Source organism: Streptomyces malaysiensis subsp. malaysiensis (assembly GCF_040653035.1).
Taxonomy (GTDB): Bacteria; Actinomycetota; Actinomycetes; order Streptomycetales; family Streptomycetaceae; genus Streptomyces; species Streptomyces malaysiensis.
Window position 1 is genome coordinate 1 of the sequence record NZ_JBEZNG010000020.1, and the last position, 22,969, is coordinate 22,969.

The 22,969-nt window shown below is 72.6% G+C and carries 24 protein-coding genes; 6 read left to right on the forward strand and 18 right to left on the reverse strand.

All coding sequences use genetic code 11. The features are described 5' to 3' along the window. Positions 1-102 precede the first annotated feature (102 nt). From AB0E24_RS31665 to AB0E24_RS31675, 3 genes are all read right to left on the reverse strand, one after another. Positions 103-1,692, reverse strand: coding sequence for an alkaline phosphatase D family protein (locus tag AB0E24_RS31665; RefSeq protein WP_359382175.1), 1,590 nt, complete (start codon positions 1,690-1,692; stop codon positions 103-105). Positions 1,693-1,851: 159 nt separating this feature from the next. After that, entirely contained in the window at positions 1,852-2,682 is an 831-nt protein-coding gene (locus AB0E24_RS31670; RefSeq protein ID WP_359382178.1) for an alpha/beta fold hydrolase, read from the reverse strand. Positions 2,683-2,868: 186 nt separating this feature from the next. Beyond that, positions 2,869-3,621, reverse strand: coding sequence for a glucose 1-dehydrogenase (locus AB0E24_RS31675; RefSeq protein ID WP_069867551.1), 753 nt, complete (start codon positions 3,619-3,621; stop codon positions 2,869-2,871). Positions 3,622-3,815: 194 nt separating this feature from the next. Between AB0E24_RS31675 and AB0E24_RS31680 the strand changes: the two genes are divergently transcribed. Then, entirely contained in the window at positions 3,816-4,562 is a 747-nt protein-coding gene (locus tag AB0E24_RS31680) for a GntR family transcriptional regulator (RefSeq protein ID WP_069867351.1), read from the forward strand. Between the two features lie 80 nt (positions 4,563-4,642). Here the strand turns inward: AB0E24_RS31680 and AB0E24_RS31685 are convergent, their stop codons facing one another. Next, positions 4,643-5,863, reverse strand: a complete 1,221-nt coding sequence (locus AB0E24_RS31685; RefSeq protein WP_351372392.1) for an ROK family protein — start codon at positions 5,861-5,863, stop codon at positions 4,643-4,645. A 149-nt stretch (positions 5,864-6,012) separates the two neighbouring features. On the opposite strand from AB0E24_RS31685, the gene AB0E24_RS31690 reads away from it, so the two are divergent. Both AB0E24_RS31690 and AB0E24_RS31695 read left to right on the forward strand, forming a co-directional pair. Beyond that, positions 6,013-6,453 carry a hypothetical protein gene (locus AB0E24_RS31690; RefSeq protein ID WP_359382183.1) on the forward strand — a complete coding sequence of 147 codons (441 nt, stop codon included), beginning with the start codon at positions 6,013-6,015 and terminating at the stop codon, positions 6,451-6,453. Between the two features lie 94 nt (positions 6,454-6,547). After that, positions 6,548-7,168, forward strand: coding sequence for an L-threonylcarbamoyladenylate synthase (locus AB0E24_RS31695; protein WP_069867348.1), 621 nt, complete (start codon positions 6,548-6,550; stop codon positions 7,166-7,168). Positions 7,169-7,467: 299 nt separating this feature from the next. Here AB0E24_RS31695 and mug read toward each other — a convergent pair whose 3' ends face one another. The 3 genes from mug to AB0E24_RS31715 form a co-directional block, all read right to left on the reverse strand. After that, entirely contained in the window at positions 7,468-8,034 is a 567-nt protein-coding gene (gene mug / locus AB0E24_RS31705) for a G/U mismatch-specific DNA glycosylase (protein ID WP_359382185.1), read from the reverse strand. A 4-nt stretch (positions 8,035-8,038) separates the two neighbouring features. After that, positions 8,039-9,472 carry an adenylosuccinate lyase gene (gene purB / locus AB0E24_RS31710; protein WP_069867346.1) on the reverse strand — a complete coding sequence of 478 codons (1,434 nt, stop codon included), beginning with the start codon at positions 9,470-9,472 and terminating at the stop codon, positions 8,039-8,041. Between the two features lie 108 nt (positions 9,473-9,580). Then, positions 9,581-10,351: an SGNH/GDSL hydrolase family protein gene (locus AB0E24_RS31715; RefSeq protein ID WP_069867345.1), complete on the reverse strand. Its 771-nt coding sequence runs from the start codon at positions 10,349-10,351 to the stop codon at positions 9,581-9,583. A 66-nt stretch (positions 10,352-10,417) separates the two neighbouring features. On the opposite strand from AB0E24_RS31715, the gene AB0E24_RS31720 reads away from it, so the two are divergent. Beyond that, positions 10,418-10,636 carry a hypothetical protein gene (locus AB0E24_RS31720; RefSeq protein WP_231981187.1) on the forward strand — a complete coding sequence of 73 codons (219 nt, stop codon included), beginning with the start codon at positions 10,418-10,420 and terminating at the stop codon, positions 10,634-10,636. Positions 10,637-10,754: 118 nt separating this feature from the next. Then, complete coding sequence (locus AB0E24_RS31725; RefSeq protein ID WP_371351488.1) at positions 10,755-11,009, forward strand: hypothetical protein; 255 nt, start codon at positions 10,755-10,757, stop codon at positions 11,007-11,009. A 20-nt stretch (positions 11,010-11,029) separates the two neighbouring features. Here the strand turns inward: AB0E24_RS31725 and AB0E24_RS31730 are convergent, their stop codons facing one another. From AB0E24_RS31730 to bioB, 9 genes are all read right to left on the reverse strand, one after another. Next, positions 11,030-12,034 carry a hemolysin family protein gene (locus AB0E24_RS31730; protein WP_069867343.1) on the reverse strand — a complete coding sequence of 335 codons (1,005 nt, stop codon included), beginning with the start codon at positions 12,032-12,034 and terminating at the stop codon, positions 11,030-11,032. Continuing rightward, positions 12,031-13,404, reverse strand: a complete 1,374-nt coding sequence (locus AB0E24_RS31735; protein ID WP_069867342.1) for a hemolysin family protein — start codon at positions 13,402-13,404, stop codon at positions 12,031-12,033. The genes AB0E24_RS31730 and AB0E24_RS31735 overlap by 4 nt, the downstream gene beginning before the upstream one ends. Positions 13,405-13,562: 158 nt before the next feature. Beyond that, the gene (locus AB0E24_RS31740) at positions 13,563-13,988 is read right to left on the reverse strand and encodes a GNAT family N-acetyltransferase (protein WP_100805487.1); all 426 of its coding nucleotides are present in this window, start codon (positions 13,986-13,988) and stop codon (positions 13,563-13,565) included. Between the two features lie 52 nt (positions 13,989-14,040). Further along, positions 14,041-14,958, reverse strand: a complete 918-nt coding sequence (locus tag AB0E24_RS31745; RefSeq protein WP_099015718.1) for an LLM class F420-dependent oxidoreductase — start codon at positions 14,956-14,958, stop codon at positions 14,041-14,043. A 105-nt stretch (positions 14,959-15,063) separates the two neighbouring features. Next, positions 15,064-15,882: an ABC transporter ATP-binding protein gene (locus AB0E24_RS31750; RefSeq protein ID WP_079259824.1), complete on the reverse strand. Its 819-nt coding sequence runs from the start codon at positions 15,880-15,882 to the stop codon at positions 15,064-15,066. 105 nt (positions 15,883-15,987) lie between these two features. Beyond that, positions 15,988-16,671 (reverse strand): class I SAM-dependent methyltransferase, encoded by a 684-nt coding sequence (locus tag AB0E24_RS31755; protein ID WP_359382190.1) that lies wholly within the window; start codon positions 16,669-16,671, stop codon positions 15,988-15,990. Between the two features lie 85 nt (positions 16,672-16,756). Then, positions 16,757-17,461 carry a dethiobiotin synthase gene (gene bioD / locus AB0E24_RS31760; RefSeq protein ID WP_079259826.1) on the reverse strand — a complete coding sequence of 235 codons (705 nt, stop codon included), beginning with the start codon at positions 17,459-17,461 and terminating at the stop codon, positions 16,757-16,759. 169 nt (positions 17,462-17,630) lie between these two features. Beyond that, positions 17,631-18,947 carry an adenosylmethionine--8-amino-7-oxononanoate transaminase gene (locus tag AB0E24_RS31765; protein WP_232639967.1) on the reverse strand — a complete coding sequence of 439 codons (1,317 nt, stop codon included), beginning with the start codon at positions 18,945-18,947 and terminating at the stop codon, positions 17,631-17,633. Continuing rightward, entirely contained in the window at positions 18,940-20,160 is a 1,221-nt protein-coding gene (bioB, locus tag AB0E24_RS31770; RefSeq protein WP_099015721.1) for a biotin synthase BioB, read from the reverse strand. The genes AB0E24_RS31765 and bioB overlap by 8 nt, the downstream gene beginning before the upstream one ends. 169 nt (positions 20,161-20,329) lie before the next feature. Between bioB and AB0E24_RS31775 the strand changes: the two genes are divergently transcribed. After that, positions 20,330-21,526: an 8-amino-7-oxononanoate synthase gene (locus AB0E24_RS31775; protein ID WP_359382194.1), complete on the forward strand. Its 1,197-nt coding sequence runs from the start codon at positions 20,330-20,332 to the stop codon at positions 21,524-21,526. Between the two features lie 66 nt (positions 21,527-21,592). Here the strand turns inward: AB0E24_RS31775 and AB0E24_RS31780 are convergent, their stop codons facing one another. After that, a complete protein-coding gene (locus AB0E24_RS31780) occupies positions 21,593-21,820 on the reverse strand; it encodes a DUF397 domain-containing protein (RefSeq protein ID WP_371351487.1) in 228 nt (75 codons plus the stop codon). Between the two features lie 18 nt (positions 21,821-21,838). Continuing rightward, positions 21,839-22,708, reverse strand: a complete 870-nt coding sequence (locus tag AB0E24_RS31785) for a helix-turn-helix domain-containing protein (RefSeq protein WP_069867333.1) — start codon at positions 22,706-22,708, stop codon at positions 21,839-21,841. Positions 22,709-22,969: the final 261 nt, after the last annotated feature.

The window sequence follows — 22,969 nt, forward strand, 5'->3', positions numbered from 1 at the left end:
GCGGTGCCCTTACGGCGTGGCGGTGCCCTTACGGCGTGGCGGTGCCCTTACGGCGCGCGGCCCCGTCGGTGTGCCGTACGGGGCCGCGCGCCGCGCGCACGGTTACTGGCCGACCAGCCCCGGCCGGAGGACCTTGGTGAAGAGCACCTTGCCGCCGTCCTCGCGCAGCCGGACCGTCATCTCGGCGCTGTCGCCGTCGATGTCCACCTCGCCGTAGAACTGGAACCCCTCGGCGGGCGAGACGTTCGCCCGGGTCGGCGCCTTGACGAAGCTCTGCTCGGGGCCGAACGTGCCGTCCAGCTTCACCGCGGGGAAGGCGCCCGCGTTCAGCGGACCGGAGACGAACTCCCAGAACGGCGCGAAGTCCTTGAACGCCGCCCGCGAGGGGTCGTAGTGCTGCGCCGAGGTGTAGTGGACGTCCGCCGTCAGCCACACCGTGCCGGTGATCTTCCGGTGCTTGATGTGCCGGAGCAGCTCGGCCATCTGGAGCTCACGGCCGAGCGGGGCGCCCGGGTCGCCCTGCGCGACGGCCTCGAAGTCGGTGTCCCCGTCCGGAACCACCAGGCCGAGCGGCATATCGCAGGCGATGACCTTCCACACCGCCCGCGAACGCGACAGCTCGCGCTTGAGCCACGCCAGCTGCTCGGCGCCCAGGATGCCCTGGGTGTCCTCGGGCTGGCGGCCCGGCGAGTTGGCGTCGCGGTAGGTGCGGCAGTCCAGCACGAAGACGTCCAGCAGCGGGCCGTGGTGCTGGACCCGGTAGACCCGGCCGCTCGCGTCCGGCCGCAGCGTGCTGATCGGGAAGTACTCGGCGAACGCCCGGCGCGCGCGGGCCGCCAGCACATCGACGTTCTTCTCGGTGTAGCGGTCGTCGACCAGGATCTCGCCCGGGTACCAGTTGTTGAGCACCTCGTGGTCGTCCCACTGGGTGATGGTCGGCACCTCGGCGTGGAACCGGCGCAGCGCGGGGTCGAGCAGGTTGTACCGGAAGTTGCCGCGGTACTCGTCGAGCGTCTCGGCGACCTTGGTCTTCTCCGGGGTGAGGAGATTGCGCCAGGTGGAGCCGTCGGGCAGTGCGACGGTCTCCATCATCGGGCCGTCCGCGTAGATGTTGTCGCCGCTGCACAGGAAGAAGTCCGGTTCGCGGCGGCGCATCTCCTCGAAGATGCGGTAGCCGCCGTGGTCCGGGTTGATGCCCCAGCCCTGCCCCGCCAGATCGCCCGACCAGACGAAACGCACGTCCTTACGGCGCTCGGCAACCGTGCGGAAGGTGCCGTGCACCGGCTCGCCGGTGCGGCGCGGGTCCTCCGGGTCGGCCAGCAGCACCCGGTAGTGCACCTGGCTCCCGGCGGGCAGACCGTGCAGCGCGGTGCGCCCGGTGAAGTCGGTGCCGGGGCCGACCAGCGGGCCGTGCCACCGCTTGACCCGTGTGAAGGACTCGGTCGCGGAGGTCTCCACGATCATCCGGGCCGGACGGTCGGAGCGGACCCACACCAGCCCCGACGACGCCGTCACATCGCCCACCTGCACGCCCCACTGGGCGCTCGGACGCCCCGAGAGCGCCTGTGCGGGCGCGCCGGACGCGGCCGACGCCGCCGTTGCCACGGCGGGCACCGCGAGCGCCGCCGAAGCGGCCGCCGACCCTTGCAACACCGTGCGCCGCCCGATCCCTCTGCCCGATTCCCGCCCCATTGGTGCCTCCCGTTGCTCGTAGAACCGCTGTGCTGTTGTGTTTGTTATCGGTGCAAGGTGCCGCTCATTCGAACGCCCAGTGAATAACCGGGCGTCCGTGTCGAGAAACACCACGGCCGTACGCGGCGTGGGGGCGGGGATGCCGAGCCGGCGGAGCGGTCAGCGGCTGCCGTCCAGGATGACGCGGGCGACCAGCGCGGGGTCGTCGCTCATGGGCACGTGGCCACAGCCGGGGAGGCGGATCAGCCGGGCACCGGGGATCATCCGCTTGGCGCGGACGCCCTGGCGGCGCGGCATCAGCCGGTCGCGGGTGCCCCAGGCGATGGTGACCGGGACATCGGGGATGTCATGCGTGAACAGCCCGGAGCTCCCGGCGGCCAGCGTGGCGTCGAAGCCGACCGCCTCGCGCAGCGCCCGGGTCTCGGCCACGACCGCGTCCGGTGAACGCCGCGCGGGCCGGGCGTAGATGGCGCCGGTCAGCGCGGCCCGGCCGGCCGCGCCGCGGGCCAGCCACGCCACCGCCGGCGGTGGCAGCGCCCGCGCGCCGGCCCGCATCATGGACAGCACCCCGAAGGCGTAGCGGCGCTCGGCCTCGGTCCAGAACCGGGCCGGGGACAGCGCGGTGACGGACCGTACGAGGCCGACCCGGCCCAGCTCCAGGGCGAGCAGCCCGCCGAGCGAGTTCCCGGCCACATCGGGGCGGGTGACGCCGAGGGCCTCGAAGAGCGCGCCGAGCACGGGTATGACGCCTTCGAGGTCGTACGGGATGCCGTCCGGCAGCGCGTCCGAGGCACCGAAGCCGGGCAGATCCACGGCGATCACATCGCGGTCGGCCGCGAGGATGTCCAGCACCGGCTCCCACGCCTGCCAGTGGTGGCCGATTCCGTGCAGCAGCACCAACGGCCGTCCCGCGCCACGCCGTTCGTGGACGACCCGGGCGGCGCGGGGGCCGCCCGGGGAGGCGACGGAAAAGGAGAGGGACGCGGGCATGGGTGGCTCCTCGCGATCGGCGTTCCGGCAGGCGCACGCGGCGTATGAGACAGCATGTCAGCAAGAGTTACCGGAAGGTAGTCCGGTGGCCGACAGCGGCACGACCCCGCGGGGGCCCGCTGTCCGTACCGTGTGAGACGCCGCTAGGGCCCGTCCGCGTCCCGCTGGACCCCACCCCGCGTCCCGTTACAGCCCGCCCGCGACCCGCAGCACCGCCCCCGTCGTGTACGACGCCTCCGGCGACAGCAGCCACGCCACCGCACCCGCGATCTCCTCCGGCTCGCCCGGCCGCCCCATCGGCACCCGCCCCTGGACCCGCCACGGCCGCTCGGGGTCGCCCATCCGCGCGTGGATGTCGGTCAGCGTCATCCCGGGCTGGACGGAGTTGACCCGGATCCCCTCGGCCGCCAGCTCCTTCGACAGTCCGACGGTCATCGCGTCGACCGCCGCCTTGCTGGCCGCGTAGTGCACATACTCCCCGGGGCTGCCGGTCGTCGCCGCGCCCGACGAGATGTTGACGATGGCGCCGCCCTGCCCGCCGTGGTGCGTGGACATCTCGCGCGCCGCGCGCCGGGCACACAGCAGGGCCCCGGTCACATTGACGTCCACGACGCGCCGCATCACCTCGGGCGAGGTCTCGGTGAAGCGGCCCAAGGGCCCGGTGATCCCGGCGTTGTTGACCAGCCCGGTGATCGGGCCAAGCTCCTCCCGCACCCGGTCGAACATCGCCTCGACCTGTTCCGCGTCGCTGGTGTCGGCCTGGACGACGATCGACCGCACCCCCTCCGCGCGCACCGCCGCCGCCCACCGCTCGGCCGCGTCCTGTGCGCGCTCGTAGCCGATGGCGACGCTGTGCCCGGCGCGGGCCAGCCGCACCGCCACCGCCGCGCCGATGCCGCGGCTGCCCCCCGTGACCACCGTGACCTGGTCCTCGCCCATCCGTGTGCTCAGCTCCCGCCCCATAACGCAACTCGCTCCGACGGTCACCGACGATAACCGGTCAGGGATTGGTCTTGACCAAGTCCGCACACCGCCTTATGGTCGCATTGATACTGCAACAACCTTTAATAAAGAAGCGCGCATAACTGTGAAGGCGCGCAGGACTGTCGGCCATCGAAAACAAGGGGGACAGAGTGGGGACCACGCGGCTGGAATCGGTGCCTGAGCCCAAGTACTGGCATCTGAAGACCGTGCTCAGCGACGCTCTCGACTCGGAGTTCGCGGTCGGGGAGATCCTGCCCAACGAGCGCGAGCTCGCGGCCCGCTTCGGTGTCGCCCGCGCCACCCTTCGACAGGCCCTGGAGCAGCTCGAGCTGGAGGGCCGGCTCCAGCGCCGCCGCGGCGTCGGCACCACCGTCGCCCCGCCCCGCGTCGGCGTGGCCGTCGGGGACTACGCCCATGGCTGGACCGACGCGTCAGGCGAGGACGCCTGGCAGACCGTGGAGAGCGTCGAGGCCGTGCCGCCCGCCGAGGTCGCCCGGCTGCTGGAGCTCACCCCCGACACCCCCGTCCACCGGGTGCGCCGCACCCGGATGACCCACGGCCAGCCGCTCGCCGCCGAGCTGCTGTATGTCCCGGGTGACTCCGTCCCCGGCCTCGCCGCCATCGACACCCCCAGCGGGCTGGCCCGCGCCCGCGCCGTGCTGCGCGAGCTGCGCCGGCTGGAGCTGGAGGGCCGTGAGCAGACCGTGGAGCTCGGCTCGGCCCGCGCGGACGACGCCAAGGAGCTCGACCGGCTGCCCGGCGCCCCCGTCCTCGTCGTGACCACCCGCTATCTGGCCCAGGGCCGCCCCGCGGCCGTCGCCGTGGCCACCTACCGGGCCGACACCTGCCGGCTCACCTTCGGCGACGCGGCGGGCGAGGAGCTCCTGGCGGGCTGATCCGGGCCCGCCCCGCGCCGTCGCCTTCGTACGCGCCGTCGCCTTCGTACGATCTCCACATGCCCGCCCCGCGTTCCGCGTCAGTGGCTCGCGCGGCGGGTCGTCACCGTGCTGTCGACCGCGAACAGCTCCTGTTCCACATGGTCGAGGGCCAGCCGCAGCGCCCCCGTGGTCACCGCCGCCTCGCCGAGCAGCGAGAGCGTGACCTGCGGGGGCCGCAGACAGTAGCGCGCCAGCTCATCGCGCAGCGGGGCCAGCACCCCGTCAAGCCCGGCGGCCCAGCCGCCGACCACCACGACCTCGGGGTCCAGCGCCAGCACCAGGGCCGCCGTGTCGTGCACCAGCCTGCGGACGAAGCGGTCCACGGCCGCTCGCGCCCGCGCGTCGCCGTCGCGGGCCAGCGAGAAGACATGCGCCACCTGCGCCTCGTCCAGCGGGTTCAGCGGCTCCCCGGTCGTGGAGAGCACCTCCTCCGGGGCGGCCTCCTGCCCCAGCAGATGCAGCGCCCCGATCTCCCCGGCGGCGCCGCCGAAGCCCCGGTGCAGCCGCCCGCCGATCAACGACCCCGCCCCCGGGCTCAACCCGGCCAGGACGAAGACCACATCGTCCGAACCGGCCGCCGCGCCCTTCCAGTGCTCGGCCACAGCGGCCGTGTTCGCGTCGTTCTCCACCAGCACAGGACAGCGGAAGGACCGCCGCAACCGCTCGCCCAGGGGCAGCCCGGTCCAGCCGGGGAGCGCGGTGCACAGATGCACGGTGCCGTCCGCCTCGACGACCCCGGGGCTGGCCACCCCGACCGCACGCAGCGAGAACCGGGCCACCCCCGAGCGCCGCAGCAGATCCGCGACGGTGGTGCGCAGCCGCTCCAGCCGCTCGTCCGCGGACGCCTTCTCCGACACTTCGCGCACGATCGAGCCGAGCACGTTTCCGTCGAGGTCCGACAGGATCGCGGCGACCCGGTGCGCCCCTATCTCGATGCCCAGCAGATGCCCGGCCTCGGCCCGGAACCGGAAGCGGCGCGCGGGGCGGCCCTGGCGGCGCACACCGCCCTCCTCGGCGGGCACCTCGACCACCAGACCGCTGTCGGCCAGCCCGTCGATCACGCCCTCGACGGTGGGCCGGGACAGCCCGGTCACCCGGGTGAGATCGGTGAGGCTCGCGCTCCCGGCGCAGCCGCCCCCGTCGTCCTGGCCACCCCCGGTGGCCGTACCGGACGCGCCCGCCGCGCGCAGCGCGTGCAGGACCACGGCGGAGTTGATCCGTCGCAGCAGAGACGGATCCCCGCCGGTGAGCCGCCCCAACGTCGGTCTCCCTCCAGGTGCGTATCTGCCGGATCGTATCCGCTGGAAGCGGAGGCGGCGAGTGCCTCCTGCCGCCTCGGGCCGCCCGGCCCTCGCGCGGGTCATCTGACGGGCGGCCAGATGTCCGACCTACACGGTTTACTGACCCCATGACCAGTACGGCGGACCATGTGGCCACGATCGATCAGCTGCGCGCGCGGGGCTTCCCCGCACAGCGGACCGCCGACGGATGGGTGGCGAGCGGCCCCGGCTTCCATGTGGCCGACCTCCGCGTCAGCGAGGACTTCTGGGACGCGGATCTGACCCGGGTCGAGGAGGTGCTGGAGGAGTTCGAGGCAGAGCTGGGCGCCCTGGTCCAGGTGCTGACCTTACGGTGGGGCGCCCCCGAGGTCCTCGATCTCACCGACTCCCTGGAGCGCTCGGCGATGGGCGAGCCGGTCCCGCCCCCGCTGGACACCCTGTGCGGTTACGTACCCGAGCTGCGCGTCTGGCGCCTCGACGGCCGCTGGGTCGGGCTGGGCGTGGGGCAGGGCGACCGCGAGCTGCCGTTCCAACTGCTGGTGGCGATAGGAGAGTTGGGCGCGATATGACGCCGCCTCCGGCGCTGGGTGGTCGGCCAGGGCGATGTCTGGCCTGGTCCGGGCACGAGACGACCGGGGTGCCCTGATCGCATAGGCTCGGTGGATGGCGAAGTATTTCGATGTGCACCCCGATAATCCACAGCAGCGCACCATCAGCAATGTGGCTGACATGATCCGCTCCGGCGCGCTCATCGCCTACCCGACGGACTCCTGCTTCGCACTGGGATGCCGACTGGGCAATCGTGACGGCCTTGGCCGGATCCGGTCGATCCGGAACCTCGACGAGCGTCACCACTTCACGCTGGTGTGCCAGAACTTCGCGCAGCTGGGCCAGTTCGTGCACGTCGACAAGGACGTGTTCCGTGTGATCAAAGCAGCGACGCCCGGCAGCTACACCTTCATCCTCCCGGCGACGAAGGAGGTGCCGCGGCAGCTGCTGCACCCGAAGAAAAAGACGGTCGGAGTCCGGATTCCTGACCATGCCACCACTCAGGCCCTGCTCGCCGACCTCGGTGAGCCGCTGCTCTCCAGCACCCTGCTCCTGCCCGATGAGGACGAGCCGATGACGCAGGGCTGGGAGATCAAAGAACGGCTCGACCACGTGGTGGACGCCGTGGTGGACTCGGGCGACTGCGGCACCGAGCCGACCACGGTCATCGACTTGTCCGGCGGCGAAGCCGAGATCGTACGTCGAGGGGCAGGCGACACGGCACGGTTCGAGTGACCGCGCCGCTCGGTGGACTACCTCGTCACCCCTGGCGAGGTGATCCCGTGCCCCAACCGACGTCGCCCGCGAGGGTTGGTGTGGGAAGACCTGGCGCCCGAGAAGATCGCCGCGATTCCAGTACTCGCACAGCGTCGCCCGGCGTAGGCAGACATAGAATCCCGCGGGCAGAGCACCCACCCCTCCGCCGCGGGTCGGATGCTCTCTGTCGTTCAGCCGCTCTTGCTTTTGTGCGTGGGGGGGCACCCTCCACGGCAGGGGGAGGATATGACGCCCCTCCCTCGGGCTGCGGCGTTCGGCTAGCCGTCCGCCTCGGCGGTGGTGCGCAGGCGGGCGTACTCCTGCGCCATCGTCGTCAGTGTCCAGTGCGCGTTGAGGCCGCTCGGATTGGGCAGGGCCCAGATCCGGGTGTCTCCTATGGTCCTCGTCTGTGGCCCGATCTTCGCCTTCCTGTCGCCGAAGGCGACCCGGTAGGCGGTGACCCCCGCCACCGCCAGCCAGCGCGGCCGCAGCCGGAGCACCTTCTCCTCCAGGATCCGGCCGCCCTCCCGGTACTCCTCGTCGCTCAGCTCATCGGCGCGGGCGCTGGCGCGCGCCACGACGTTGGTGATGCCCAGCCCGTAGCGCACCAGCTCCGACTGTTCGGACGGGTGCAACTGCCGCGGGGTGAAGCCCGACGCGTGGAGGGTGGGCCAGAAGCGGTTGCCGGGTCGGGCGAAGTGGTGGCCGGTGGCGGCGGTCATCAGGCCGGGGTTGATACCGCAGAAGAGGACCCGCAGACCGTCCGCGACCACATCGGGGACGAGGCGGTCGCGGGCGGCTTCGAGTTCGGCGGGGGGCAGCGCGGGGGTCTTCGCGGATGTCATCGCGTCAGAGGATCGAGCCGGGGGTGTAGGCGGCGGCCTCGGGACGTTCCTTGACGATCTCCTCGATCCGGGAGACCACCGCGTTCACCTGGGCCGCGGCCGCGCCCGTGAAGGAGAGCTTGTCGTCCATCAGCGCGTCAAGACCGGCCCGGTCCAGCGGGATCCGCTCATCGGCGGCGAGCGAGTCGAGCAGTTCGTTGCGCTCGGCGCCGCGCTCGCGCATGGCCAGCGCCGCGGCCACCGCGTTCTCCTTGATCGCCTCATGGGCGACCTCGCGGCCCACCCCGGCGCGGACGGCGCCCATGAGCACCTTCGTCGTGGCGAGGAAAGGCAGATAGCGGTCCAGCTCACGGGCGATGACGGCGGGGAACGCGCCGAACTCGTCGAGCACGGTCAGGAAGGTCTCCAGCAGCCCGTCGAAGGCGAAGAACGCGTCCGGCAGGGCGACCCGGCGCACCACCGAGCAGGAGACATCGCCCTCGTTCCACTGGTCGCCCGCCAGTTCACCGGTCATCGAGGCATAGCCGCGCAGGATCACCGCGAGGCCGTTCACACGCTCGCACGAGCGGGTGTTCATCTTGTGCGGCATCGCGGACGAGCCGACCTGGCCAGGCTTGAAGCCCTCGGTCACCAGCTCGTGTCCGGCCATCAGCCGGATGGTCTTGGCCAGCGAGGACGGGGCCGCGGCCAGCTGCACCAGGGTGGTGACCACGTCGTAGTCGAGCGAGCGCGGATAGACCTGGCCGACGGAGGTGAACTCCCGCGCGAAACCGAGGTGGGTGGCGATCCGCCGCTCCAGCTCGGCCAGCTTCTCCGCATCTCCACCGAGCAGATCCAGCATGTCCTGCGCCGTGCCCACCGGGCCCTTGATGCCCCGCAGCGGATAGCGGCCCAGCAGGTTCTCCAGCCGTCCGTACGCCACCAGCAGCTCGTCCGCCGCGGTGGCGAACCGCTTGCCGAGCGTGGTGGCCTGCGCCGCGACATTGTGCGAACGACCGGCCATCACCAGCTCGGCGTGTTCGGCGGCCAGCTTGCCGAGCCGGGCCAGCACCGCGACAGTACGGTCCCGCACCAGCTCAAGGGAGAGCCGGATCTGGAGCTGCTCCACGTTCTCGGTGAGATCGCGGGAGGTCATGCCCTTGTGGACGTGCTCATGGCCGGCGAGGGCGTTGAACTCCTCGATGCGGGCCTTCACATCGTGCCGGGTGACCTTCTCGCGCTCGGCGATCGAGGCCAGGTCGACGGTCTCCAGGACCCGCTCGTAGTCGGCGAGGGCGGCGTCCGGCACCTCGATTCCGAGGTCCTTCTGGGCGCGGAGCACGGCGAGCCACAGCCGCCGCTCCAGCGTCACCTTGTACTCGGGGGACCACAGGACGGCCAGCTCCGTGGAGGCGTAGCGGTTGGCCAGGACGTTCGGAATGCGCGGCTTACCAGTCACGTGCACAGAGTCTACTGGCCGTCCGCGCAGGCCAGACCGGTGGCCGAGGGACCCGGGGAACGGCCCGGGCGGACCGTGCGGAATGGTCCGGGGCGCGGGCCTTGCGGATCAGCCCTCGTACGGCAGCAGCTCGGCGCGCTTGGGTGGGCGGCCGTCGCCCGAGGAGCGGCCGGTCAGCCGCCTGCCGATCCATGGCCCGAGGTGCTGGCGGGCGAACCGCACATCCGAGGTGCGGCGGGACAGCCACCCGACGGGCACCGCGGGCGGCAGGGGCGCGTTCCAGTCCTCCTCCGGCTCGTACCCCAGCGCCTGCCAGACGGCCTCGGCGACCCGCCGGTGCCCCTCCGCGTTCAGATGCAGCCGGTCCTCGGCCCACATACGGGGGTCCCCGACGGGCTCGGAGGCGTACACGTCCACGACGGTCGCGTCATGCCGCGCGCCCAGCTCGTCGATGAACGAGAACAGCTGCTCTATCCGTGGCAGGAATCGCTCGAACACCGGTCCGCGACGCCCCGGGCTGCGCATCAGCACCAGCCGCTTGCAGGTGGGCGCCAGCCGCTCGGCGGCCTCGCCCAGCAGTTCGCACACCCGGCCCACATCGCACTTCGGCCGCAGCACATCGTTCAGCCCGCCGACCAGGGTCACCAGATCGGCGCCCATGGCCGCCGCCGGGCCCGTCTGCTCCTCGACGATCTGTCCGATGAGCTTGCCGCGGACCGCGAGGTTGGCGTAGCGGAAGCCGGGGTCGCGGGCCGCGAGCCGGCCGGCGAGGAGATCCGCCCAGCCCCGGTAGGTGCCGTCGGGAAGCTCGTCCGACATGCCCTCGGTGAAGGAGTCGCCGATCGCGACAAAGCTGCTGTAGGTGATGTTCGTCTGCATGGCTTGGGTGATCTTATCCCGGTGTGCGGGCTGCGTGGACCGCCGAGCACGAGCATGATGAGCCGCATGGCGATGACCCACATCTACTTCGAGGGCGGTGCGCGGAACGGGACGACCGCCAGCTGGAATGTGGAGCCCGGCGCGGACATCTTCGACGACAACATCTTCCGGCCACCGGAGCTGTACCGGCGGACGAACCGCACCAAGGTCATCGGACGGGTGGAACACGTGATCTTCCGCTACGACCCCATGGCCGCCCCGCCCGGCCCCGGTCCCCGCGGCTGAGTCCCGCCCGCTGGGCTCGCGCCGACGGGGATCGCCCGGCCGTCCGGCCGGGGCCCCGGTTCGACCGCTTGGACCGCAGCGGGTTCCGCGCGGCGCGCGGCGGGGCAGTCTGGTCGGCGTGGATGCCTTCGAATGCGACCGTACGACCATGGCCATCGTCGCCGCCGCGCTCGCCGACGACGGGGAGGGCGCCGCCGCCCTCCTGGAGCCGCTGGAGACGCGCGATGTGTGCCGGGTCGCGGTGCGGCTCGCCGCGATGGCCGCCCATGCGCTGGTGGCGGTGGCGGAGGAGGGCGGCGGCGGACGGGATGAGGCGCTGGCCCACTGGCAGGCGTGCATCATCGCCCATGAGTCCAGACACACCGAGGAGTGACCGGGCGCGGGCGGGAGCGGTCAGGCGACCAGCTCACGCAGTACGTCCTCCATGGTCACCAGCCCCTCCAGCCGGCCGTCCGCGGCGATGACCGCCGCGAGGTGGGTGCGGCTGTCGCGCATCGCGCTGAGCACGTCGTCCAGCGGCGTATGGGATCGCACCCGGGGGATCGGGCGCAGCTGATCGGGGCGGAACGGCACATCCCGGGGCCGGGCGTCCAGCGCGTCCTTCACATGCAGATAGCCCATGATCCGCCCGGAGTCGTCGACCACCGGGAACCGCGAGAAGCCGGTCCGCGCCGCCAGCCGCTCCAGCTCATCCGGGGTCACCCCGAGCCGCGCCCTGACCACCCGGTCCATGGGCAGCACCACATCCCGCACCCGGCGCCGGCCCAGCTCCAGGGCGTCCCGCAGCCGCTCGGTGGCGCGGTCGTCCAGCAGCCCGGCCTCGCTGGAGTCCGAGACGATCCGGGCCAGCTCGGCATCGGAGAAGGTCGCCGCGACCTCGCCCTTGGGCTCCACGCGCAACAGCTTCAGCAACCCGTTCGCCAGGGCGTTCACGCCGAAGATCACCGGGCGCAGGGCGCGGGCGAGGGCGACCAGGGGCGGACCGATCAGCAGCACGGTGCGCACCGGCTCGGCCAGCGCCACGTTCTTGGGCACCATCTCGCCGAACAGCATGTGCAGATACGTGGCCAGGGACAGCGCGATCACGAACGAGATCGGGTGCACAAGACCCAGCGGCAGACCCACCAGATGGAAGAAGGGCTCCAGCAGATGCGCGATGGCCGGTTCCGCCACGGCGCCCAGCACCAGCGTGCACAGCGTGATCCCGAGCTGGGCCGCGGCCAGCAGCGCGGAGAGGTGCTCCAGAGCCCACAGCACGGACCGCGCCCGCCGGTCGCCCTGCTGGGCACGTGGTTCGATCTGGCTGCGGCGGACCGAGATCAGGGCGAACTCCGCGCCCACGAAGAAGGCGTTGAGGACCAGCGTCAGCAGGCCGATCAGCAGCTGGAGAACGGTCATCGGCCCGCCGCCCCCTCGGCGCCGTGCACCCCGCCGTCACCGTCGCCCTCTTCGCCGCCCGCACCGGGCAGCGGCGCCCGCAGCCGTACCCGGGCCGCCCGGTGGCTGACCACTTTCCGCACCTCCACGGACCAGCCCGCCGGCTCGACGGTGTCGCCGACCGTCGGGATCCGGCCCAGCTCGGCGGCGATCAGCCCGGCCAGGGTCTCGTACGGGCCCGGGGGCACCCGCAGCCCGATGCGCTTCAGCTGATCGATACGGGCCGCGCCGTCCGCGTCGTACAGCGTATGGCCCTCGGCGTCCCGGCCCATCGGGATCAGATGGGGGGTCTCCTGCGGATCGTGCTCGTCGCGGACCTCGCCCACCACCTCCTCGACGATGTCCTCCAGCGTGACCACTCCGGCCGTGCCGCCGTACTCGTCGATGACCACGGCCATGCTGCGCTGGGCCGAGATCCGGTCCAGCAGCCGGTCCACGGTGAGCGACTCCGGGACGAACACCGCTTCGCGCATCACATCGGAGACCGGGCGGCGGGGCCGCTCCTCGGCGGGGACCGCCAGGACGTCCTTGATGTGGACGAGACCGACGACGCTGTCCAGGCTGCCCTCGTAGACGGGGAAGCGGGACAGCCCGGTGGCGCGGGTCGCGTTGGCGACGTCCTCGGCGGTGGCCCGTACGTCCAGCGCCACCACCCGCACCCTCGGGGTCATCACGTTCTGCGCGGTGAGCTCGGCGAGGTTGAGGGTGCGGACGAACAGCTCGGCGGTGTCCTTCTCCAGCGCGCCCTCCTTGGCGGAGTGGCGGGCGAGGGCGATCAGCTCCTGCGGACCGCGCGCGGACGCCAGCTCCTCGGCGGGCTCCAGGCCCATCCGGCGCACGGTGCGGTTGGCGGTGTTGTTGAGATGGCTGATCAGCGGGCGGAAGACGGAGCTGAAGACGCGCTGCGGGGTGGCGACGGCCTTGGCGACCGGCAGCGGCCGGGAGATCGCCCAGTTCTTGGGCACCAGCTCGCCGACGACCATCAGTACGACCGTCGACAGGAAGGTGCCGAGCACCAGCGCGGCCGAATGGACGGCCGAGGGGGGTACGCCGATGGCGGTGAGCGGCCCGGCCAGCAGGGCCGCGACGGACGGCTCGGCGAGCATGCCCACGACCAGGTTGGTGACGGTGATGCCGAGCTGGGCGCCGGAGAGCTGGTAGGTGAGGCTCCGTACGGCCTTCAGCGCCCCGGCCGCACCGCGCTCCCCGCGCCCGGCCGCCCGCTCCAGCTCGCTGCGCTCGACCGTGGTCAGCGAGAACTCCGCGGCGACGAAGGCGCCACAGGCCACCGCCAGCAGGAGCGCCACGGCCAGGAGGAGGACTTCGATCATCGGTTCACCTCCGTCCCATGCTAAAAGGCCCCGCGCGGCCGCGCCCGGGACGGCCGTGGACGTCAGGGGCGCGGCCCGGGGACGGCTGCGTGCGTCAGGGGCGCGGCCCGGGGACGGCCGCGGACGTTGGGGTCGCGGCCCCGGGACCCTCGCGGGCGTCAGGGGCGCAGCGGCTTGACCCAGCGGCTCCACTGCGGCTGGCGCGCATAGCCCGCCGCGCCCCACGCACGGTGGGCGGGCTCGTTCTCGTCGAGTACCATCGCGTCCCCGCGCCGCCCGCCCAGGGCCGTGAACCGCTCCTCGGCCGCCGCCAGAAGGGCCGTCGCCACGCCCCGGCGGCGGTGTCCGGGGTGGACGGCCAGCCGGTACAGATGGCAGCGCCAGCCGTCGAAACCGGCGATCACGGTTCCGGTCAGTTCCCCGTCCCGCTCGGCCAGCAGCAGCGACTCCGGGTCGCGGTCGAGCAGCCGGGCCACCCCGTCCCGGTCGTCGCTGATGCTGGTGCCCTCCGCCGCCTCCTTCCAGAAGGCGAGCACGGTGTCGAGGTCGGCGGGGGCCGCGGTCCGTATCCGAAGGTCGTCCATTGCCGCATCCCATCATCGGGCGGACCGCGGCGTCGATGGAATTCCCGCCGCGTCAGCTGCCGTGCAGCTGCTCGATCACCGGGCCGAGCGCCTCCATGTTGTGCTCCAGCACGGTGATGTACGAGAAGCCGAACCGCTCGCGGTGGGCCCGCAGCTGCTCCGCCATCTCCCTGGCGTCGCCCAGCAGCAGCGCGGGGTGCTCCAGCAGCTCGTCCTCGGTGAGGTCCGGTGCGTAGGCGGCCAGCTCACGCACCTTGGCGCGCCGGTCGTCGGTGGGCCCGACCATCTGGATGAGGTAGTTCAGCTCGATGGCCTCGCCGGTCCCATCGGCCGCCTGCGCCCTCCCCGCTTCGGCGGCGAAGCCGTGGAAGGCGGCGATCCGGCCCTCCAGCGCCTCGGGGCTGATCAGCTGGAGGGCGCCCTGGGGTTTGCCCGGAGCCTGCACCGCCCCGGTGAAGGCCGCGATGTCGGCGTGGCGCGCGGCCAGCCGCAGCATCCGGTCGCCGTTGCCGCCGAGCAGCAGCGGTGGGCGCGGCGACTGAACGGGCCGCGGCCGGTGCTCGGAATCGGTCAGCAGACGCTCCAACTCGGTCACGGTATGTGTCAGATGGTCCACCCGCTCCCGTGGTGAACCGAAGGGCAGCCCGGCGCTGTCGTGCTCGGCCTTGACATAGCCGGCGCCCAGGCCGAGCTCCAGCCGGCCGTCGGTGAGCGCGTCGCAGCTGGCCACCTCCCGGGCGAGCAGTGCGGGGTTCCAGAAGCCGGCGTTGAGCACGAAGGTGCCCAGCCGGGGGCGCTCGGTCACCTCGGCGGCGGTGACCAGCGCCGGGAACGGCGCGGGGTTGCCGAGGTGGTCGGGGACCAGCAGTACGTCATAGCCGAGCTGCTCGGCGCGGCGGCACTTCTCGCGCCATGCCCCGGCCGATTCAAGGGTGAGCAGATTGACTCCGAAACGGAACGGCCTTGCCATGAGCCCTCCTTGATCGCGGATACCGCGAACGTATCGGAGTTCGGCCCCGTTCGGGGCGGCTCAGCGCTCCGCCGAAAGGGCACCGAGCTGCCGTAGGGCTCCGGCTCAGTTCAGCGGCTCGGGGGTCGGGTCGGTCCCGGGCGGCGTGGCGGCGGCCGTGAAGATATGCATCCGCTCCAGCACCGCCTCGGCCGTGGGCCGCTCCATCCGGTCCACGATCCGGCCGTCGGCGAGGAAGAGCACCAGATCGGAGTGGGCGGCGGCGCTCGGGTCGTGGGTGACCATGACGACCGTCTGGCCCAGTTCGTCGACGGCCTCCCGCAGGAAGCGCAGCACCTCCAGGCCCGCGCGGGAGTCCAGGTTGCCGGTGGGCTCGTCCGCGAAGATCAGCTCGGGGCGGGAGACGAGCGCCCGCGCACACGCCACCCGCTGCTGCTGCCCGCCGGACAGCTGGGCGGGCCGGTGCCGCAGCCGGTCCCGCAGCCCGAGGGTGTCGATGACCCGGTCCAGCCACTCCGGATCGGGCCTGCGGCCCGCGATGTCCATGGGCAGGGTGATGTTCTCGGCCGCGTTGAGCGTGGGCAGCAGATTGAACGACTGGAACATAAAGCCGATCCGGTCACGGCGGATCCGGGTCAGCTCCTTGTCGCCCAGACCGGTGATCTCGGTGTCGCCCAGCCAGGCCCGGCCCGACGAGACCGTGTCGAGGCCCGCCAGACAGTGCATCAGAGTGGACTTGCCGGATCCGGAGGGGCCCATCACCGCGGTGAACCTGCCCCGTTCGATCTCCACGTCCACCGCGTCCAGCGCGAGCACGGCGGTCTCACCGCTGCCGTACGCCTTGGTCAGGGACCGGGCCCGGGCCGCCGCACGGGCGCCGCCGTCCGCGAATCCGTCCGTCTTCGTCGCCGTCGGTGTGGACACGATGCCTCCCCGTATCGGAACGTCGTGCCCTCGATGGTAGGGACCCGGCCGCCGGAGCGCCCTCCCACGGACGCGGGCGGATGGGCACGCGATGCCGGAATCCGGTTACGGACCGGACGGCGAGGACGGACGGCGCGCCGCGCCCAGCACACAGGGGGACGTCGGCAGCGTCAGGCCCCGGGCGGGGACGCGCAGCCGACGGTGGCCGAGCGGCTCGAAGCCCGCGGCCGCGATCTCCGCGCGCACGTCGCGCGCCGTATGGCAGCCGCCGAACAACAGCGGCCACACCGTGCGGTCCAGCGCCCGCTGGGTCGTCGCCAGGACCCGGCCCTCGGCGCGGCCGTGCTCGAGGAAGCGCAGCTCACCGCCGGGCCGCAGCACCCGCAGCAGCTCGGCGAGCGCGCGCCGCACATCGCGCACCGAGCACAGCACCAGACAGGCCACCGCCGCGTCGAACCCCTCGCTCTTGACCGGCAGCGCCTCGGCGACGCCCGGCACCACGTCCACCGGCACCCCGGCGCGCAGCCCCGCCCGGGTGGCCAGCCGCCGCAGATGGCGCTCGGGTTCGATGGCGACGACCTCGGAGACGGTTTCGGGGTAGTGGGGGAAGTTCAGCCCGCTGCCCGCGCCGATCTCGATGACCCGGCCGGAGAGCCCGGCCAGCAGCTCACCGCGGAGCTCGCCCACCCCGGCCCGCTCATCGGCGAGCGGGCCCATTCTGGCGTAACAGCGGGCGAAGAGCGGGTGGTGGACGGCGTCACGCGGCGCCGTGCGACGGCGTACGGGCATGGGAACTCCCCCTTGTCCCGGATACGGATGTCCCGGATACGGACGATGGACCGGTACCGGGATTCTGCCCAGGCGGGGGGTGCCGCTACGCGGCCTGCCGCGCCGCCTCCCAGGTGCCGTCCAGCCGGGGCGCCAGCCAATCGGGTGCCTGGGCGCGGAAGTCGGCCGGCGGAAGGGCCGGGGCGCCCTCGGGGACGGCGCCCAGCAGCGGGACGCCGGACGATTCCGGCAGATCGGCCACATTGCAGCGGGAGGCGAGATCCGCGGCGGCTGGCCAGCTGCCGATGACGACGCCGGGGCACTCCAGCCCGCGGGCGCGCAGCGCCTCGGTGGTCAGCGTGGTCACGTTGAGCGTGCCGAGGCCCGCGTGGGCCACGACCAGGACGGGCGCGCCGAGCAGCCGGGCCGCGTCGGCGAGCGTCGCCCCCGTCTCGTCGAACCGTACGAGCAGCCCGCCCGCGCCCTCGACCAGCACCAGATCGTGCTCGGTGGCCAGCTTCTCGGCCGCCTCCGCCACCTCGTGCGGCCGCACCGGCGGCCGTCCGGCGCGGCGGGCGGCCGTGGCGGGGGCCAGCGGTTCGGGGTAGCGGGCGAGTTCGAGCAGGGTCACCGACCCGGCGAGCCGGGCCACCTCCGCGGCGTCACCCGGTTCGCCCTCCGCGACACCGGTCTGGGCGGGTTTGAGCATCGCCACCGAGCGGCCGCGTGCGAGCGCCGCGGCGGCGACGGCCGCCGTGCTGACGGTCTTTCCGATTTCGGTGCCCGTACCGGTGACGACCAGTATTGCCATCTTCGTTTCCGTTGCCTTTCGCTTTCGTTCGTGCCCCGGGCTCCTCCGGACCGGCCTCGGACTGCCCCGGTCCGCCCTCGAACGGCCCCGGACCATCCCGGTCCGCCCCGGTCCCGCCCCGGCGTGCGGTCGGTCCGAAGGAGGGCCGACCGCGAGCGGGGCGGGTGGGTCAGACGGCCGCGGCCGCGGCCGCCCGTACCGCCGCGCAGATCCGGGCCAGATCGTGGTCGCCGGTGATGTACGGCGGCATGGTGTACAGCAGATCGCGGAACGGGCGCAGCCACACGCCCTCGCGCACCGCGGCCCGTGTCGCCGCCGCCATCGCCGCGTCGTCCAGCGGACGCTCCAGCTGGACGACGCCGATCGCACCGAGCACCCGTACCTCCCGGACGCCCGGCATGGTGGCCGCCTCCGCGAGACCGTCCCGCAGCCCGGTCTCGATCCGCTTGACCTCCTGCCGCCAGTCGTAGGAGAGCAGCAGATCGATCGAGGCGCCCGCGACGGCCGTCGCCAGCGGATTGCCCATGAAGGTCGGGCCGTGGGCGAGCACCGGCACCTCGCCGCGCGAGATGCCCTCCGCCACCCGCGGGGTGCACAGCGTGGCGGCCAGCGTCAGGTAACCCCCGGTCAGCGCCTTGCCCAGACACATCACATCGGGGCACACCCCCGCGTGCTCGGCCGCGAAGAGCGTGCCCGAGCGGCCGAAGCCGGTGGCGATCTCGTCGAACACCAGCAGCACATCGTGCTCGTCGCACGCCTCGCGCAGCACCCGCAGCAGCGCGGGGGAGTGGAAGCGCATCCCGCCCGCGCCCTGGACCACCGGCTCCACGATCACCGCGGCCAGCTCATGGGCGTGACGGCCCACCAGCTCGCGGACATGCGCCTCGTACGCCGGGTCGGGCTCCGCGTCGAAACCGGGCGGCGGCGCGTCGGCGAAGATCTGCTCGGGCAGCACACCGGACCACAGCCGGTGCATTCCGCCGTCCGGGTCGCACACCGCCATCGGCTGCCAGGTGTCGCCGTGGTAGCCGCCGCGCCAGGTCAGCAGCCGCCGCTTGGCGGGGCGGCCGAGGGAGCGCCAGTACTGGAGGCACATCTTGACCGCGACCTCGACCGACACCGAACCGGAGTCGGCCAGGAACACATGGCGCAGCGGCTCCGGCGTGATCTCCACCAGACGGGTGGCCAGCCGGACGGCGGGCTCATGGGTGAGCCCGCCGAACATCACATGGCTCATCCGGTCCAGCTGACCGCGCGCGGCGTCGTTGAGCGCCGGGTGGTTGTAGCCGTGGATGGCGGACCACCACGACGACATCCCGTCCACCAGCTCGCGGACGCCCTCCACCGGCTCGGCCAGCCGCAGCCGGACCCCGGTCGCCGACTCCACGACCAGCGGGTCCTGGCGGCCGGGCATCGGGCCGTACGGATGCCAGACGTGCTCCCGGTCCAGCGCCCGCAGCTCGGCCGGGGTCAGCGGCTCAGGCATTGGGCGGCAGATCCGTGCCCGCGCCGCGGCGGCGCACCGCGACCAGGTCCGCGTGGGACCGCTCCGACGCCACCGGGCCGGCGCCCGGTGCGGCGGCCGTGGCCTGGGCGGGTACGGCGTCGGCGGGCGCCGCGTCACCGCACGGGCCGCAGCCACCGCCCTCGCCGCCGTGGCCGCCGCAGCCGGCCCCCGCGGCGGCAGCTGCGTCCGCGCGGTGCGCGGGCAGCGTCGTGGTGTCGGCGCCCTCCACCTCGAAGCCCGCGTCGGCGATCATCGCCAGATCGTCCTTGCCCGCCTGGCCCTCGGTGGTCAGATAGTCGCCGAGGAAGATCGAGTTCGCCAGGTGCAGGGCGAGCGGCTGGAGCGAGCGCAGATGGATCTCGCGGCCGCCAGCGAGCCGCACCTCGACGTCCGGGCAGACGAACCGCACCATGGCCAGGATCCGCAGACAGCGCTGCGGGGTGAGGTTCCAGTCCCCGGCCAGCGGGGTGCCCTCGATCGGGATGAGGAAGTTGACCGGCACCGAGTCCGGGTCCAGCTCGCGCAGCGAGAAGACCACGTCCACCAGGTCCGCGTCCGATTCGCCCATGCCCGCGATCAGCCCGGAGCAGGCGGACATCCCCGCCGCCTGCGCCTGCTGCACGGTCGAGACCCGGTCGGCGTAGGTGTGGGTGGTGGTGATGTCGCCGTACGTCGCCTCGGAGGTGTTGAGGTTGTGGTTGTACGCGTTCGCGCCCGCGTCCTTCAGCCGCTCCGCCTGGCCCTGGGACAGCAGCCCCAGACAGGCGCAGATCTCGACGTCCTGGTGCTCCTCCTTGATGGCGGCGATGGTCTGGGAGACCCGCTCCACATCCCGGTCGGTGGGGCCGCGTCCGCTGGCCACCAGGCACACCCGCTTGGCGCCGCCCGCGACCCCGGCGCCCGCCGCGGCCGCCGCCTGCTCCGGCTTGAGCCAGGTGTACTTGAGGATCTCGGACTTCGAGCCCAGCCGCTGCGAGCAGTAGGAGCAGTCCTCGGGGCACAGCCCCGATTTGAGGTTCACCAGATAGTTGAGCTTCACCCGCCGCCCGAACCAGGCGCGGCGCACCTTGCCGGCCGCGGCCACCACATCGAGCACCTCGTCATCGGAGGTCGCCAGGACGGCGAGCGCCTCTTCGCGGGTCGGCGTCTCGCGCCGCAACCCCTTCTCCACCAGCGTGTTCAGCAGGTCCATGGCGACGATCCTTTCCTACCCCACCGCCCGCGGCCAAGGAGAGACCGTACAAGACGCGCTGATCGGGGTGTGTGTATTGCCACACCATGACCGGGCATGGAGGGGGCTACGTTCTATCCGGACCCGACAGTCGGTGCCCAGGACGAGGCCACGGAAGGCGAGGCAGCCGATGCCCCAGGACCGCCCGGACGACGCGTTCGCATGGATCGACGCACAGCGGGAGCGGCGCGACCGGGACGGGCTGGTGCGCCGGCTCAGCCCCCGGCCCGCCGACTCCCCGCTGCTCGATCTGGCGAGCAATGACTATCTGGGGCTGGCCCGGCACCCGGAGGTGACGGCCGCCGCGGCCGGGGCGGCGCACCGCTGGGGCGCCGGGTCGACCGGATCGCGCCTGGTGACCGGCTCGACCGAACTGCACGCCACGCTGGAGCGGGAACTGGCCGACTTCTGCGGATTCGAGGCGGCCCTGGTGTTCTCCTCCGGCTATGCCGCCAATCTGGCCGCCGTCTCCGCGCTCAGCGGCCGGGACGCGCTGGTCGTCTCCGACGCGGGCAATCACGCCTCGCTCATCGACGGCTGCCGGCTCTCCCGCGCCGAGGTCGCCGTCGTTCCGCACTCCGACCCCGAGGCCGTACGCAAGGCGCTGGGCGCGGCCGCGGAGGAGGCGGCAGGGGATGGGACCGGGGCGGGCCCGGCGCGCCGGCGCGCCCTCGCCGTCAGCGACGCGGTCTTCTCCGTGGACGGTGACGTCGCCCCGCTGGCCGCGTTCGCCACGGCCTGCCGTGCGCACGGTGCGGCGATGGTGGTGGACGAGGCGCATGGCCTGGGGGTGCTCGGCGAGGGCGGGCGCGGCGCGGTGCACGGGGCCGGGCTCGCGGGCGCGCCGGACGTGGTGGTCACGGCCACCCTCTCCAAGTCGCTGGGCAGTCAGGGCGGGGTGGTGCTGGGGCCCGCCCGGGTCATCGAGCATCTGGTCAACACCGCACGGACGTTCATCTTCGACACCGGGCTCAACCCGGCGGCCGTGGCCGCCGCCCTGGCGAGCCTGCGGCTGCTGCGCCGGGAGCCCGAGCGCGCCGCCCGGGTCCGTACGGTCGCCATGGGGCTGTACGGACGGCTGACGGCCGCCGGGCTGGCCGCGGTGCGGCCGGACGCGTCGGTGGTGTCGGTGCGGGCCCCGTCGCCGGAGCGGGCGGTGCGCTGGGCCGCGGACTGCCGCGCGGCCGGGCTGATGGTGGGGTGCTTCCGCCCGCCGTCCGTCCCGGACGGCATCTCCCGGCTGCGGCTGACCGCGCGCGGGGATCTGACGGAGGAGCAGATCGAGATGGCGGTCGACGTGATCGTGAGGACCGCGCCGACCGCCTGATGGCTCTCTGACGGGAGGGTGAGCGGATCAGCCGTTCACCGGCGGAAGAGTTAGTTCACTGACGGATCAGCTTCCGGTTCCGGTTGAGCGGAAGACGCCGGAGCCGGGGCCGTCGCTCTTGAGTCCCTCGAGGAAGGAGACCCAGGTCGACGGTGTGAACAGCAGGATGGGGCCTGCCGTGTTCTTCGAATCGCGCACGCCGAGCCGGTCGGACCCCAGCAGGGCCGTCTCGACGCAGTTGTTCATTCCGACGCTGTAGCTGCTGCGCAGCCAGTCGACGGAGTTGGCGGACATACTGGACATGGTGCCCCCTCAGGCGCCGCCCCCGATTTTGTTGATGAAGGACAACGATTCCTCAGGTGTCAGGGCGCGGGCCCGCAGTACTTCGAACGCGGCGCTGTACGCCCGGAGGTCTTCTTTCCGCTCCAGATAGAGGCTACTCGTCAGGTGGTCGAGAACTACCACGTCCAGGTCACTAATGTGCGGAAAAGAGAAAATAATGAAAGGACCTGTCATACCAATCGGCATTCCGATGGAGAATGGCAGTACCTGAAGTTGCACCTGAGGCAATACACAAAGTTCGGCCAGATGGCGCAATTGCGTCGTCATCACTCCGGGCCCGCCCACCTCGCGCCGCAGCGCCGCCTCGTCCAGCACCGCGTGCAGCCGCAGCGGCCGCTCGCCGTGCAGCACCGACTGACGCGCGATCCGCACCTCCACCAGCGAGTCCACCTGAGGCCGCGGCAGATCCGGAAGCGCCGCGAGGGTCACCGCCCGTGCGTAGTCCGGGGTCTGCAACAGACCGGGCACCACCGTGGTCTCCAGCGTGAACGCGTCCGACGCCTCCGCCTCCAGGCTGATGAAGTCCCGGTAGGCGGGCGGCAGCAGATCGCGGTACGCGTACCACCAGCCGCGCCGTGACCCCTCCGGATCCGAGGCGCCGCCCCGGCACAGCGCCTCCAGCAGGGCGCGCAGCTCGGGGTCCGCGACCTCGTAGACCTCCAGCAGCCGTGCCACGTCCGAGGGTTTGGCCCCGCTCCGGCCGGTCTCGATCCGGCTCACCTTCGACTGGTGCCAGCCCAGCCGCCGGGCGACCTCACCACTGGTGAGCCCGGCCAGATCGCGCTGGCGGCGGAGCTCCGCGCCGAGCTTGCGGCGGCGCACCGCCGGGCCGTATCGCATGAGTTCTCCCTCCCGCCTTCCCATGGGCGGTGCGACACCCACAGCGCGTGTCGCACCAGTGGCCCAGTGTGCCTTCCAAATCCGGTCTTCCGTAGCAGAGTTCACCGCTTTGGGCGACAGATATATGCATAACTCGGTGGATCGCCCCCGATACAGCGGACATCGGTGGCAGTCTGACGCGTAGAGCCGCCGGGGCCGCCCACGACTTCACCGGCTTCGCACCACCTCCGAACGCGTCCGCAGCCGCGCCCCGGCGGGAAA